Origin of the sequence: Grimontia kaedaensis, assembly GCF_023746615.1 — a bacterium.
Classification (GTDB): domain Bacteria; phylum Pseudomonadota; class Gammaproteobacteria; order Enterobacterales; family Vibrionaceae; genus Enterovibrio; species Enterovibrio kaedaensis.
Genome location: NZ_CP082276.1, coordinates 1446760 through 1459566, shown reverse-complemented (window position 1 = coordinate 1459566; position 12807 = coordinate 1446760). Strand labels below are relative to the sequence as shown.

15 protein-coding genes are annotated in these 12807 nt (G+C 46.9%); 3 read left to right on the top strand and 12 right to left on the bottom strand.

Annotated features, from left to right (window positions below; translation table 11 throughout):
- Positions 1–543: a hypothetical protein gene (locus K6Q96_RS23440; protein WP_251880694.1), complete on the top strand. Its 543-nt coding sequence runs from the start codon at positions 1–3 to the stop codon at positions 541–543.
- 83 nt (positions 544–626) lie between these two features.
- Here K6Q96_RS23440 and K6Q96_RS23435 read toward each other — a convergent pair whose 3' ends face one another.
- From K6Q96_RS23435 to K6Q96_RS23390, 10 genes are all read right to left on the bottom strand, one after another.
- A complete protein-coding gene (locus K6Q96_RS23435; protein ID WP_251880692.1) occupies positions 627–1127 on the bottom strand; it encodes a GNAT family N-acetyltransferase in 501 nt (166 codons plus the stop codon).
- Positions 1128–1222: 95 nt separating this feature from the next.
- On the bottom strand, positions 1223–1837 hold the full coding sequence (locus K6Q96_RS23430; RefSeq protein WP_251880690.1) for a hypothetical protein: 615 nt from the start codon (positions 1835–1837) through the stop codon (positions 1223–1225).
- Positions 1834–2754, bottom strand: a complete 921-nt coding sequence (locus tag K6Q96_RS23425) for a 5-oxoprolinase subunit C family protein (protein ID WP_251880687.1) — start codon at positions 2752–2754, stop codon at positions 1834–1836. Before K6Q96_RS23425 ends, K6Q96_RS23430 begins: the two co-directional genes overlap by 4 nt.
- Positions 2751–3437, bottom strand: a complete 687-nt coding sequence (gene pxpB, locus K6Q96_RS23420; RefSeq protein ID WP_251880684.1) for a 5-oxoprolinase subunit PxpB — start codon at positions 3435–3437, stop codon at positions 2751–2753. The genes K6Q96_RS23425 and pxpB overlap by 4 nt, the downstream gene beginning before the upstream one ends.
- On the bottom strand, positions 3424–4164 hold the full coding sequence (locus K6Q96_RS23415) for a 5-oxoprolinase subunit PxpA (protein WP_251880680.1): 741 nt from the start codon (positions 4162–4164) through the stop codon (positions 3424–3426). Before K6Q96_RS23415 ends, pxpB begins: the two co-directional genes overlap by 14 nt.
- A gap of 49 nt (positions 4165–4213) precedes the next feature.
- Complete coding sequence (locus K6Q96_RS23410) at positions 4214–5524, bottom strand: TRAP transporter large permease (protein ID WP_046303681.1); 1311 nt, start codon at positions 5522–5524, stop codon at positions 4214–4216.
- Positions 5521–6087, bottom strand: a complete 567-nt coding sequence (locus tag K6Q96_RS23405; RefSeq protein ID WP_251880677.1) for a TRAP transporter small permease — start codon at positions 6085–6087, stop codon at positions 5521–5523. Before K6Q96_RS23405 ends, K6Q96_RS23410 begins: the two co-directional genes overlap by 4 nt.
- 93 nt (positions 6088–6180) lie before the next feature.
- Positions 6181–7158 carry a TRAP transporter substrate-binding protein gene (locus tag K6Q96_RS23400; RefSeq protein ID WP_251880674.1) on the bottom strand — a complete coding sequence of 326 codons (978 nt, stop codon included), beginning with the start codon at positions 7156–7158 and terminating at the stop codon, positions 6181–6183.
- Positions 7159–7193: 35 nt separating this feature from the next.
- Complete coding sequence (locus K6Q96_RS23395; protein WP_251880671.1) at positions 7194–8027, bottom strand: putative hydro-lyase; 834 nt, start codon at positions 8025–8027, stop codon at positions 7194–7196.
- Between the two features lie 102 nt (positions 8028–8129).
- A complete protein-coding gene (locus K6Q96_RS23390) occupies positions 8130–9017 on the bottom strand; it encodes a LysR family transcriptional regulator (RefSeq protein WP_251880667.1) in 888 nt (295 codons plus the stop codon).
- Between the two features lie 147 nt (positions 9018–9164).
- Between K6Q96_RS23390 and K6Q96_RS23385 the strand changes: the two genes are divergently transcribed.
- On the top strand, positions 9165–9458 hold the full coding sequence (locus K6Q96_RS23385) for a DUF6506 family protein (RefSeq protein ID WP_251880663.1): 294 nt from the start codon (positions 9165–9167) through the stop codon (positions 9456–9458).
- Positions 9459–9474: 16 nt separating this feature from the next.
- Here the strand turns inward: K6Q96_RS23385 and K6Q96_RS23380 are convergent, their stop codons facing one another.
- A complete protein-coding gene (locus tag K6Q96_RS23380; protein WP_251880658.1) occupies positions 9475–9933 on the bottom strand; it encodes an exoribonuclease R in 459 nt (152 codons plus the stop codon).
- Positions 9934–10066: 133 nt separating this feature from the next.
- Positions 10067–10297, bottom strand: coding sequence for a hypothetical protein (locus tag K6Q96_RS23375; RefSeq protein ID WP_251880655.1), 231 nt, complete (start codon positions 10295–10297; stop codon positions 10067–10069).
- A gap of 1280 nt (positions 10298–11577) precedes the next feature.
- Here K6Q96_RS23375 and K6Q96_RS23370 point away from each other — a divergent pair.
- Positions 11578–12795 (top strand): EAL domain-containing response regulator, encoded by a 1218-nt coding sequence (locus K6Q96_RS23370; RefSeq protein ID WP_251880605.1) that lies wholly within the window; start codon positions 11578–11580, stop codon positions 12793–12795.
- Positions 12796–12807: the final 12 nt, after the last annotated feature.

Here is a 12807-nt window from a genome sequence, read left to right as displayed (position 1 = left end):
ATGAATAAGAATATCAGTGTGTTAGCGTTAATGGCCCTTCTGAGCGCATGTGGTGGCGGTGGTGATGGAAGCGGTAGTTCAAACGTGTCTTCAACCGTTACCGTTGATGAGTCTGCACCGGAAAGCAATGTTGAAGTATCCAGTCTGTCAGAGTTTGAAATGATGGTTGATACCTCTGGTGGCGAAGCAAACATTCCGGAGACCGTCACCAGTTCAGCATCAAGCTTTAACGAGACAGTTGTGCCTGATGGTTTCTCATATAGCCCTGTTTTGGAGCAGAGTTTTGTCGTCGACATCAGCGGCTATTCAACATCACCCGGTGTAGTGTCGATATACAGCGAGTTTTCTGCGAATGACAACGGAACCTACAAGGCGGCCTACAACAGTCGAATGGCTTTCTCTTCCTTGGAATCAGGAGAAGCAATTGTCGATTTTGTTTCTTCAGAATCTCACTATTACGTGCTTGCTGAGGTTTGGTTTACTGATGGAACGCCGCCTGTCCAGAAAAGGATTCCGAACACAGAAACGAGCTGGGTCTGGTAAGCAGTGTAAATTTGAAAGCGAGGCTACCAAAAAAACAGCCCAGACACTTGTCTGGGCTGTTTTTAAATAGGCAAATTTAAACTTTACAGAAACAGTTCCAACGTAATCTCATCGATGTACTTGCCGCCAATTTTCGCATGACTTTTCGCGCGTCCTGACACTTCAAAGCCATGTTTCAAATAAACGTGCAGCGCGGTTTCATTATCAGCTCGGACTTGGGCTACCAGCTTTTCAAAGCCACGTGAGCGCGCGATATCGAGCGTGGAAGCAAACAGCGACGTTGCAACGCCTTGACGATGATGTTTTTTATCGACATAGGTGGTGATAATGCCGACATGATCGAGTGCGCGTGAATAACTCGCGTATGGCTCAACGGTTTGGTAGCCAAGAACGGTTTTCGAGTCATGGTCTTCAGCAACCAAAAACACGCCGTTTACCGGGAAGTATTGAATGAAGAAACTTTGGTCTGACACCGAAAACGTGGAGTCGAGAATCACGTATCGGCGACTTTCGATAATGGGGTTGACGATGTCGGTGATGCTTTTGGCATCTGAAGCTAGCGCAGTTCTTGTTATTAGATTCATATTTCTTTGTTTTTCTGACAGTAATCAAGCAAAGGGTGTAGGCGAAGCGTAGCGTAAAATCGTCACATTTCGCCAGATAAAATGTAGGGCTATTTCTAATCCTGTTCCAGAAAGCGTCTCACTGTTTTTAAGTCCTCTATCATCGGCATTTCAATACTCAGGGAACTGCTGAAACACCAAGGGTAGGGCAGTTCGCCTATCCCATCGAGCAAGTGATCTTTATTGGAATAGTTGATGGTAGCCATGTACTCAATGGTGATGGTGAGCTTGTCCACTTTCGGGTCTTTTGCCGAGATAGAAGAATCATCGTTGAACAGCCAGTCGTAATAGCCACAACCGATGCGCAGAATGCCATTGTCCTTTTCTGTCATGACTACGAGCCATTTGCAGGTGAGAAGGTTGTCATCCCGGATAATGGAGTCTGACAAGCAGAAGGTATAAACATTCTCAAAACGCTGGTTGAACTGGGAGGACAGAACATGGCTGATTGCTTCAACGCCAACCACATCTGAGGGAAACGAAATACTGTCGGTGTTGACCTTCATTTCCAGCAGTGATTCTTCAGTAAACACTTTGGTGAGCATGTGTGGCTTGTTGTTATCTTTGGCTGAGATATACCGATTAATCGCGTTGAGAAAAGGGCGCACATCATCCGGCCTCGCATTCGTGGCCTTGTCGATGTGCACCATTTTCCCCTGAGATGGACTCATCCGAAAATGACCCGGTTGAAGAGCCTTCTTTCCACTTCGGCATCCGCAACATCCATGGGGGAGAAGGTAACAATCTGCCCGGGTTGGCGCTGCGAAAGTTGGCCGGCACCTAAACTGCTCAAACAGCCAATTTTTGGGTAGCCGCCAATGGTTTGCCTGTCCTTCATCAGTACGATCGGTTGGCCGTCATTCGGAATTTGAATCGCACCAAAGGCGATACCTTCTGAGATGATGCCATCAAGGCTACTTTTGACTGGCGCACCAGACAAGCGATAACCCATGCGGTCGATGTTCTGGCTGACTTCATACTCACTGGTGAAAAACGTCATCTGTTCATCATGGCTGAATGACGCATGCTGATAGGACGGCATCACCCCGAGTTCGAGCGGCGCATCGTAATCGGGAATCGCCCATTTAGGCGTGCGCTGTTCGGTGAACTCAGTCGTTGCGGTGAAGGGCAGAATATCCCCCGTTTTCAGGGCATCACCAAGACCGGTTAAACCGCCCAGTTGCTCCCTTTTCACTGTGGAGCAGCTGCCCAGCTTGGGCTCACATTCAAAGCCGCCAGCCACGGCGAGATAGGTGCGTAGCCCACTTTTCGGCGCACCAAACGCCAGTACATCACCGGGCTTTACTGCATAGGTGAGCCAGGGCTGAATAACTTTGTCGTTCAAGGTGGCGGAAAGATCTGCGCCTGTAATAGCAAGGGTTGTGGCGGCATTCACCTGCAGTTTCAGTTGGCCGAAGGTGATTTCGAGCTGCGTTGCATCTGGTTTATTTCCCAGTAGACGGTTTGCCCAGTAAAAAGCGTGCTCATCCATTGGGCCTCCAGTGGTGATGCCCAAATGCTGGAAGCCGATGCGGCCACTGTCTTGCAGCAGGGTAAGCATGCCGGGGTTCAGTACTTCAAAGCTCATAACACGCCGCCTTGCTTCAAAAATTCGTCCTTATCGATAGGGCAGAACCTTACCTTGTTGCCGACATTGACTTTGGCCAGTGATTCGCTGTCCCAGTCCACCATATTCAATGGTGTACGGCCGATAATTTGCCAGCCACCCGGTGTGCTGCTGGGATAAATGGCTGTTTGGTTGTCTGCCAGCCCTACACTGCCCGTTGGTACTTTGAGGCGTGGTGTGGATTTACGCGGCATGACTATCGCGTCATCCAAACTGCCAAGATAGGCAAAGCCGGGGCTAAAACCAATGGCGTAAACACGGTACTCGCGCTCGCTGTGTAGTTTGATGACAGACTCGCTGTCTAGGCCGGTTTTGTCACACACATCCGACATATCCAGCGCGACTTCCTCACCGTAGTAGACAGGAATCTCAACTACCTGATTGTCGTTGTTATTGGTGACGGCGTCAGTGTTGGATTCAAGCGCCAACCGGATGCGTTTGATGATGTCAAAACGGTCCGTTCTGTTTAAGTCAAAGCCAATCAACATTGAGTTGTAGGAGGGGATGATGTCTGTGACTAAATCCCCCAGACTTTCCCGAACCTGAAAGATGGCGCGGTTGACGTCAGCGGCGATAGCATCATCAATTCTGTCCCCAAAATACACAATCAATGTCTGTTCATTGACTGCCTCAATTCGCGCCATTTGCCCTCCACTGCTTTAATGCTTGGGCTACCGCCGAAGCGTGGGGGCCATCTCCGTGAATGCAGAGCGTATCTGCATCCACCTTGAGTGTTTTTCCACTCAGAGTTGTGACAGAACCTTGTTCAACAATCTGCTGTACCTGCTTGATAATGGCATCAGCACTACCATGAACCGCGCCTTCAATACGGCGATCGACGAGGAACCCTTCATCGTCATAAGCGCGGTCAGAAAAAGCTTCAAACATCACGTCAATGCCGACGTCTGCGGCTAAATCGAGAATAGGTTGGCGCTCAGGAATCGCCATCACCACCAAGGGACAACCCGGCGCAGCAGCTTTCACCGCAAGCATTACAGTCTTCAGCACTGTCATGTCTTTCATCATGGTGTTGTAGAGCGCACCATGGGGTTTCACATAATCGACAATGGCTTTTTGTTGACGGCAAATACCTTTCAGCGCACCGATTTGATAGCCAAGCCAGGCGAAAAGCTCTTCCTCTGTGCAATCAAATTTGCGGCGGCCGAAGCCCATCAAATCCGGGTAGCCAGGGTGGGCGCCAATGGTGACACCATGTTCAAGGGCTAAAGCGACGGTCTTTTGCATCGTGACTGGATCCGAGGCATGAAAGCCACAGGCGATGCTTGCCATATCAATGCAGGGCATCACTTCGGCGTCTTTCCCCATGGTCCAGGCACCGAAGCTTTCTCCCATGTCGCAATTTAATTTCATCTCAACTCACTCCTTGTTGCTCTGCTTTCTTTAGAAGCAGTTTGTCCTGCTAGCGCTGACTCATGGTGGTCGGCAGATAGGTCACGATTTCCGGGAAGGCAGTAATCAACACTAACCCTAAAAGGATCAGCATAAAAAACGGAAACGCAGCGCGTGCGACATACAGAATGTTTTTGCCCGTGAGTGCCTGAATAACAAACAGGTTGAAACCGACGGGCGGGGTGATTTGCGACAGCTCCACCACCAGAACGATGAAGATACCGAACCACAGCAAATCAATCCCTGCCTGCTGCACCATAGGCAATACCACTGCAACGGTCAGAACCACCACAGAAATACCATCCAGAAAGCAGCCCAGCACCACAAACAGAATGGTGAGGTAAAGCAGGAGTTCAAACGGCGACAGTGACATCGCAGCAATCCACTCCGCTAACGCGCGGGGAATGCCGAGGAATCCCATTGCCAGTGTAAGAAAATGCGCGCCCACGAGAATAAAGCCAATCATACAGGCACTTTTCACGGCACCCAGTAAACTGTCGATAAAACTCTGGCGACTCAACGAGCCGGTAAGGGCGGCCAAAACCATGGCGCCAAACACGCCAAGCGCTGCTGCTTCTGTCGGTGTAGTGAAACCGCCGTAGATCGACCCCAAAACAAAGGAAATAAGAGCGACTATCGGGAGCAGCTTTTTCAGCGCTTTGAATCTAACTTGCCAATTAACATCGTTGCTCGAGTGCTGAGGCACTTCATTTTTATTCATCAATGCCCAGATGGTGGTGTAACCTACAAACAGGAGCATCAACATGATGCCGGGAAGGGCTCCGGCGATAAATAAGCGTCCAATGGACACTTCTGCTGCCACCCCATACACAATGAGAATGATGGAAGGCGGAATAAGAAGACCCAGAGTACCGGAACCTGCCAGCGTGCCGACGGCCATTTTCTCGCTGTAGCCCTGCGCTTTCAGCTCGGGCAGGGTCATGCGTCCAATAGTGGCCGCAGTGGCGGCGGATGAGCCTGATACGGCAGCGAATATGCCGCAGCTCAACACATTCACATGCAGCAGTTTGCCGGGAAAACTGCTCAGCCAAGGCGAAAGACCTTTAAACAGATCTTCCGAGAGTCGGGTTCGGAATAAAAGCTCACCCATCCAGATAAACATTGGTAGGGCTGTCAGCGACCAACTGGTGCTCGCTCCCCAGCTTGAAGAGCCAAACAGCAGGCCGATTTGTTCGTTACCCGTCATGTACAGACCCATGACACCGACACCAATTAAGGCAAGGGATACCCATAAACCAGCGGCTAAAAACAGCAGCATGGAGATGGCAAGAATAAATGAGATTAAGGTCATGTCCGTCATTTTGCGCGCTCCTTGCTGCTTACCTGCGGAGCTGATGCTTCGTCAGGGTTTTCAATCAGTTCGAGCGAAACGTCTTCACCTTCCAACTGCTTGTAATGGGGGGTAATACCGCGAATGTTGTCAATCAGGCTATCCAGTACAGCGAGATTGAATGCAATCATGCCTACCGCGAGTGGCACTTGTGGAATCCACAGAGGAATCGGAATGTAACCGTGGGTAACTTCTTCAAAGTCATAGGATTCCCAGACCATGTAAGTGCAGTAATAGCTACAGAAACAAAGCAGTAAAAACGCAAGGGTTAGGACCAGAGTCTCCAGAGGGCGTTGCAGCGATTCTGGCAACCTTTGAATAGCAAGGTTAACGCGGATATGACCACCTTCACGAAAGGTATAGGCTAGGCCAAAGAAGGTTGAGGCAGCCAAAGCGTAACCGGAGAAATCTTCTGCCGACGGGACAATAAAGCCCATCATACGGCCAATAATTTGGGCGAGGATGATCAGCATGATCAACACAATAAAGAAGCCGGATAAACCACCCGACAGCAGGTACAGAGCTCGTTTCATAATAATGCTTCCAGACAGGCGTAGCTCAGGGTATTGAAGCCCTCCCCAAGTCCGTTTCCAGGGGAGGGTACGTCGTAGTAAGTAACTACTTACTTAGTTTTTATAGGCTTTCAGAACAGGCGCTAGCGCTTGTGAGTTTTCTGCTTCCCACTCTTCAGTCATGGTCACGCCAATCGCCTGAAGCTCATTTAGCAATTGCTCGGAAGGTTTCGAAACCACAATGCCGTTGTCAGCGAGTGTTTTGGTGTCTTTGGCTTCTTGATCTAAAACCTCTGCCCAGCCACGTGCTTCGGCTGCTGCTGCTGCATCCAAAATGGCTTTCTGAGCGTCTTTGTCCAAACGCTTAAATGCGCGCTTGTTCACGACGACAAAGTTCTTTGGAATCCAGGCTTTGATCTCGGTGAAGTGGCTCAGGTAATCCCATGCTTGACCGTTTGCGCCAGTCGAAGGTGATGTGACCATCGCATCGATAATGCCAGTGCTAAATGCCTGTGGAATATCCGGCACCTGAACCGTGGTGGGTGTGGTGTCCATCAGGTCAGCAAGACGGGATGTTGATGGGCTATAAGCGCGCATCTTGGTGCCTTTAATGTCAGCCAGCGAGTTCACCGGCTTTTTGGTGTAAAGGCTTTGTGCAGGCCATGGCACGGTGTAGAGCAGGATCATGCCTTCTTTACTGAGTTGTTTTTCAATCTCTGGTTTAGCGGCTTCCCACAGTTTCTGGGCTTGCTCGTAGTCAGTGGCGAGGAAAGGAATGTTGTCGTGCTTAAAAATAGGGTGGGTATTACCCATGATGCCAATGAAGACTTCGCCAAGCTGCACTTGTCCTGTGCGCACCGCGCGAGGGATTTCAGGGTGCTTCATCAAAGATGCGCCCGAGTGAACTTTGATATCGACCTCTCCACCTGTGGATGTTTTGATTTGCTCAGCAAAGTCATAGGCGATTTTGGTCGGCAAGTTAGCATCACCGTAAGGTGTCGGCATATGCCATTGCGCAGCGAGTGCAGAAGGCACAGAAAGTGCAGCGAGAGACACTGCCATAGCTGGCAGCAGGTTTTTCAACAACTTCATCGGAAGTCTCCTTTTCACTAGTGTCCTATTAATACTTATAAAACTGAGAGTTGCTCGTTACTGATATCCGTCACCAGCATCTTGCCGGGTGCATGGGTAATGGCGATGGGCGGCTTAGCATTAATAATGGCCAACTGTGGCGTTACACCACATGCCCAGAAAACGGGGATTTCACCGTCCTTAATAGGTACTGCATCACCAAAATCCGGGTTGGAGAGATCTTTGATGCCAATGTCGGCGGGGTTTCCTATATGTACTGGCGCACCATGGGATTTCGGATAGCGGGAAGTAATTTGAATGGCGCGAATCGCATCAGCTGGTTTAAACGGGCGCATAGTAACCACCATGTTCCCACTGAAATATTGGCTTGGTGTCGTCGCCAAGTTGGTGCGGAACATTGATACATTCGATTGGCAATCAATATTACGAAGGGACAGGCCAGCACGAATCAAAGCATCTTCAAACGAGAAAGAACAACCCAAGACAAAAGTCACCATGTCATGCCACCAAAGATCTTTAATGTCATGAGTTTTCTCAGCCAATTCACCGTTTCTGAAGATATGGTACTCAGGTACATCGGTGCGAATATCGATATCCTTGCCAAGCAAATCAATCATTGGTTCACCCGGGCTGGATACTGATAACAGAGGACAGGGAACGGGGTTCTTCTGACAAAATACAAGAAAGTCGTCTGCCCAGTCTTTGGGAAGAATGACAAGGTTTCCCTGTGCGATGCCAGGGGCAAATCCACTTGTCGAACCAATAAACTTGCCGTCACGTGTCAGATTTCTTAATTCACGTGCCTGTGTCAGGGCTGCTTCGTAGTGATTGGATGAAAGAGGGGCTTCTTGTCCTGCAAGTTGACTCATGGCTTTCCTTGGCCTCGTTGGTTGAATGTTGTGTTAACTAAATGTTGCAGGTTGGTGTCATTTCGTCCAATTATAGTTTTTTACCTTTTCTGATAAATAAAATTAATGTCCTGTTTTCCCTGCTACTTCCACTGCCAGTTTTGCCGCTTCCTCTGCTGCACCGTTCATTGGTGCATGTAGATAAGAAGCGGTGAAGCCAAGTGGGGAAGGTACCCAGCCGCAATCAACAAGCTGCAAACTTCCGGCTTCAATTTCAGGAGCGGCAATGACAGTCGGTAGGGTCGCCAAGCCCAATCCGTCTCGGGTCATCCGCAAACAGGCAGAGAGAGAACTTGAGGTAAAGAAACGGGCGTTAGCTGCATCAGCCTGTGCGAACTGTTCTTTGATTTCTCCGAATGGCTGTGTATTGCGGGCGTAAGTAATGATGGGAAAGTCAGCCAATTCAGCTAACGACATGGAAGTGTTCGAGATTGGCATTGACGTGCTACCCACCCATACCAGCGGATAGCGACACAGCGGCATGTTTTGCACTGAAGGCTCTGAAATTGGTCCCATCAGGAAGGCTAAATCCAGCGTTCTGTCCAACAAGTCATGACGCAGGTTCGACGTAACATCCACCGTAATATCGATATCCAGCCGCGGAAATTTATCGTTAAAGCTTCGAAGAAACTCCGTCAGCCAGGTGTGCACAACGGTTTCAGAAATCCCCAGTCTCAAGGTTCCCGTAAACAGCGCATTGTTCTCTGCGCGCTTTTGAAACTGTTCCGCACTCAGCAGCATTTTCTCTGCGTAAGGTAATAGCTCACGCCCTTTGGCTGTTAGCGTGATAGGCGATGCTTCGCGGTCAAAAAGAGTAACACCCAGTTCTTTTTCTAAACTTGCGATGCGGGATGAGATAGCAGGCTGTGTGGTGAATTGCTGCTCGGCGGCTTTGCGAAAACTGCGAAGGGTGGCAACGAGTACAAAGGTTTCAATGCGTTTCAGGTTCATGAGAGGCTCTACAAACTGCGTGTACCTGAAAAGATAGAGCAAAACCCAAAGGATTCAATTGCGTGGATGATTTCTGGGAAGTTGGGAATAAGATGTTAGGGTCAACAGACCCTAGTGTACAAATCACTTTAACTAAAAGGATTCAATATGATCTCCCATTACGGCTTTATCATCAAAGCGCCGGATTACCAGCAAGATGAACACCGATCTGTGATTGAGTCGTCTTTGTTCAGAACGGAAGTTTTGGGTGTCAGTTCCGACGAAGAAGCAGTGATAGCGGCCAGAGTGCTGATTGGAAACGGTGCTCAGGTCGTTGAACTGTGCGGCGGCTTTGGGGCAGAAAGTGCCGAGAATATCATCGCTGCGCTGGGCAGCGATGTGCCGATCGGGTTTGTGAGCTTCAGCGAACAAGAATTGAAAAAGCTGGGGGAGAACGCCTAGAGTCAAAAGACCCTAGTTAGCTTTCAGGGTTCTGTCCTGCACTGATCTCTGCATAGGTGTGTAGCAGTTCTGTAAGTGTCTTAACCCAACCGAAGACATCCTTGGGTGTGTTTTTCAGTAGCTTCTCAACTTCTTCACAATGGGTTTCCAGCGTAATCGCCTGTTCCAGGTGAAAAGAGATAGCGTAGAAATGCCAAAGCAGTAGTCTCGTCATTCTCTCGCTGTTTTGCTTTGCATGCTCAGAGTCATCAAACGCTTGCTGCGTTTCGTTCAGTGCGATTGCTGTCATGCGCAACATGGCGTCAAGGCGAGCTGACAACAAACGTTCTTCGCTATCTATCTCTTCTTGTTCGAACGTGAATATTTCAGTCATCACATCCTCTGGCACCATTCTGCCGATCATTCGGGCGCTGAATTCTTCCAGTTCATGACGTGGCATGGTGACAAGGCATTCGAAGGTATAGTCGCGAGACATAAAGACACTCTCATTCATTGCGAAAATTAATGCCCGCATTCTAGATATTGAGGGGCTATTTACCACTCTTTTCTTTGAGTATCTCTCCACTATATGCCTTTTAAGGACAACAGTTTTATCTTTCCAGCTATAGCTAATAGGTATGGCTAAAACCTACTCGCCATTTCACTTTTTTATCTTGAAACGCCCAGAGTGTCTCAATTTCACTGATTACACCGTCTTCTAACTTACAGATGCTGGTGGTACAGAAACTGTCGTAACAGTTAGGGTGTGATACGAAAGTAATGCTGATGACTTTGTCTGAAGATGTCTCTTCTAAATAGAGAACCTTGAATATCCAGCGTTTACGAAAAACTTCATTCACAATGAGGTATTCATTAAGTGATGGGAGCCTCGATAGTCAGCTTGGCTGATACGCTCCCAAACCTCGCGAATTATCTCTATGTTTTTCACGATTTATCAATAAATAGAGTATGTTAAAGAATATTATCATGTCCGGAAGAGTTGCGTTCAGTTTAAATCACACTAGGTATCCAGTTTGAAGAAAAGAATCACAGAGAGGCGAATTATCGGTAAGTGATGATCTTTTTTCTTGTTATCTACATGTTATCGTCATAATTCCATATAGATTTGACTTCAAATATCAATCTGACTTATCGATTCGTCACGTATCAGATCTATACAACTAAGCTACACTGATTCATAGCAACTCATTTTTCATGAACAAGGTTGCGTATTTTTTTAAATGATGCTACTACATTTTGACCTAGGCCCAGCTACTGTCATAACTGAAATGATTTTGTAATAGCCCTCATCTTTTTGATAAGAGTACAAAACTCTCCTTTTTGCTCATTATTCATTTTATATCTTCAGTTTGATGATCTTGCTTCCAACAAGGAAATTGATTGATGGTATTTGATGCGGTAAACCAGTCTCCTTACTTTTAATGCTTCTATTCATTTTTCTCCTTCATATTAAAAATCCTTAATCATGAAAATTAAATTTTCTTGTTGGTAGTTCAGGAAAAATAAGATGCATTATGAGCTATAGTGGATTTATGACTGAAAGCGCTTTCTTATGTTTTAAATGCCCGTTTAAATGTATTTTACTAATATATGGCGTTAAGAGAAGCATACAGAATGGGAAAGTTTAAGTTCATTAACTGAATTTAATATGCTCTTATTATTTGAAAATTATATGCGCTTTGATTCATATTTTTGCTACGTATGGTTCAAAAACAAGACCATGAAACGCATATGAAACTTTATGACAATGTTTGAAATTAATGTCTCGTTGCATATTTAATTATTTATTCTTATAAAACATGTATATAAGAAAACTAAAGCTAAAAATTCCTAAATATGAGACAAAAATTTTCAATTCATTTGGCGCAAAGCTGATATGTTTTCTATTAATAATAAACAGCTTAAAGAATATTCTATTGATGGCTGTTGACAGTGATTAATAAACTTTCATATAGAAGGTTGGTGTTCATAGCTCTTCTCGATTACAACAAAAACTCGAGAGAGAAGGGTAGTCTACTTCAGCGTTTGAATTCTAATTACGACAATGCGCAAAGTTTAAAATTGGCAAACACGTTGGGATTTATTCTTAGTACTAATAGGACATGGGTTGGTGGGGAGAGTGAAAAGTACTAAACATGTTGCAGTTATAGACGACTCTGAATCCGTCTTATTGTTGATTAAAAAAATGCTTAGCTGCCTAGGGTACGAAAAGGTGAGTTGTTTCTCGTGTCCGCAAACAGCATTAGATGAAATCAACTTTGGAAAGACTCACTATGATGTGGTGTTTACCAACTTAGGTATGCCCGATATTGATGGGATGTGCGTTATCCGTGAATTGGGAAAAATGAACTTCCGTGGCGCGGTATGTATTATTTCCGACTTAGAGGATCGGGTAACGGAATTGGCTGCTGAAATAGCAAAACTACAGTGGGTTTACCTGTTGGGCAGTATCGCTAAGCCTATTACGTTAGACGCATTGGAAAAAACGCTGAATAAGCTTCCAAGACCTGATGAAATGCAATTTTTACAGAATGCTGCCATGTCACGTGAGGAGTTGATTAAATACCTCATTGGCGGAAATGTGGTGCCGTATTATCAGCCGAAAGTGAATCCTCTGACAAAGCGTGTAGAAAGCGTTGAAGTCTTGGCGCGCATTTTCGACCCCGAAAGAGGCATGGTATTAATGCCAAATTGCTTCTTGGCCACTGCGGTTCAACATGGGTTGGTGGATTTGCTCACTACAACTATTGCGGAAAAAACAGCAACGGATATGGAAACGCTTGCTGCCATATTTGGGCCGGATGTGACGGTGAGCATCAACTTGTCTGCGCAACAATTGGGTGATTTAAGTATCCCAAACCGATTAGATGCGCTGTTTAAAGCAAAGAACGTATTGCGACAACGAATTACGTTAGAAATTACAGAGGAGTCAGCACTGAGTTCGCCTGAGCAACTTGAATCCTTAAACCGATTAAGGATGCAGGGCTTTGGTGTCTCTCTGGATGACTTTGGAACCGGTTTTGCCAACTTCCGCCACTTGCGGCATTTGCCCTTTACTGAAGTGAAGGTGGATCGATCGCTTATCAGCAAGATCCACAACGATCATTTTGGTCAGGCAATTGTTCGCTCGTTGGCGGACTTTTCTTTAGAGTCGGACTGCAAAGTCGTCGCTGAGGGTGTTGAACTTTCCGAAGAGTTGGAATACCTGACGTCCAATTATCCGAGCATGTTGGTGCAGGGATTTTTAATATGTACTCCCAAACCCATAGAGGAGTTGGAAGCCTGGTATTTAAAGTGGGCGGCACAGTGTGAATGTAGCGAGAAAGTAAAATCCTGATTGGAGCGCTCA

What these genes read in the sequence shown, in the direction of transcription:
- K6Q96_RS23425 (WP_251880687.1), bottom strand. Translation starts at nt 2,754, where the DNA reads ATGAGCTTTGAAGTACTGAACCCCGGCATGCTTACCCTGCTGCAAGAC.
- K6Q96_RS23415 (WP_251880680.1), bottom strand. Translation starts at nt 4,164, where the DNA reads ATGAAATTAAATTGCGACATGGGAGAAAGCTTCGGTGCCTGGACCATG.
- K6Q96_RS23430 (WP_251880690.1), bottom strand. Translation starts at nt 1,837, where the DNA reads ATGAGTCCATCTCAGGGGAAAATGGTGCACATCGACAAGGCCACGAAT.
- K6Q96_RS23385 (WP_251880663.1), top strand. Translation starts at nt 9,165, where the DNA reads ATGATCTCCCATTACGGCTTTATCATCAAAGCGCCGGATTACCAGCAA.
- pxpB (WP_251880684.1), bottom strand. Translation starts at nt 3,437, where the DNA reads ATGGCGCGAATTGAGGCAGTCAATGAACAGACATTGATTGTGTATTTT.
- K6Q96_RS23395 (WP_251880671.1), bottom strand. Translation starts at nt 8,027, where the DNA reads ATGAGTCAACTTGCAGGACAAGAAGCCCCTCTTTCATCCAATCACTAC.
- K6Q96_RS23405 (WP_251880677.1), bottom strand. Translation starts at nt 6,087, where the DNA reads ATGAAACGAGCTCTGTACCTGCTGTCGGGTGGTTTATCCGGCTTCTTT.
- K6Q96_RS23435 (WP_251880692.1), bottom strand. Translation starts at nt 1,127, where the DNA reads ATGAATCTAATAACAAGAACTGCGCTAGCTTCAGATGCCAAAAGCATC.
- K6Q96_RS23410 (WP_046303681.1), bottom strand. Translation starts at nt 5,524, where the DNA reads ATGACGGACATGACCTTAATCTCATTTATTCTTGCCATCTCCATGCTG.
- K6Q96_RS23380 (WP_251880658.1), bottom strand. Translation starts at nt 9,933, where the DNA reads ATGTCTCGCGACTATACCTTCGAATGCCTTGTCACCATGCCACGTCAT.
- K6Q96_RS23400 (WP_251880674.1), bottom strand. Translation starts at nt 7,158, where the DNA reads ATGAAGTTGTTGAAAAACCTGCTGCCAGCTATGGCAGTGTCTCTCGCT.
- K6Q96_RS23390 (WP_251880667.1), bottom strand. Translation starts at nt 9,017, where the DNA reads ATGAACCTGAAACGCATTGAAACCTTTGTACTCGTTGCCACCCTTCGC.
- K6Q96_RS23440 (WP_251880694.1), top strand. Translation starts at nt 1, where the DNA reads ATGAATAAGAATATCAGTGTGTTAGCGTTAATGGCCCTTCTGAGCGCA.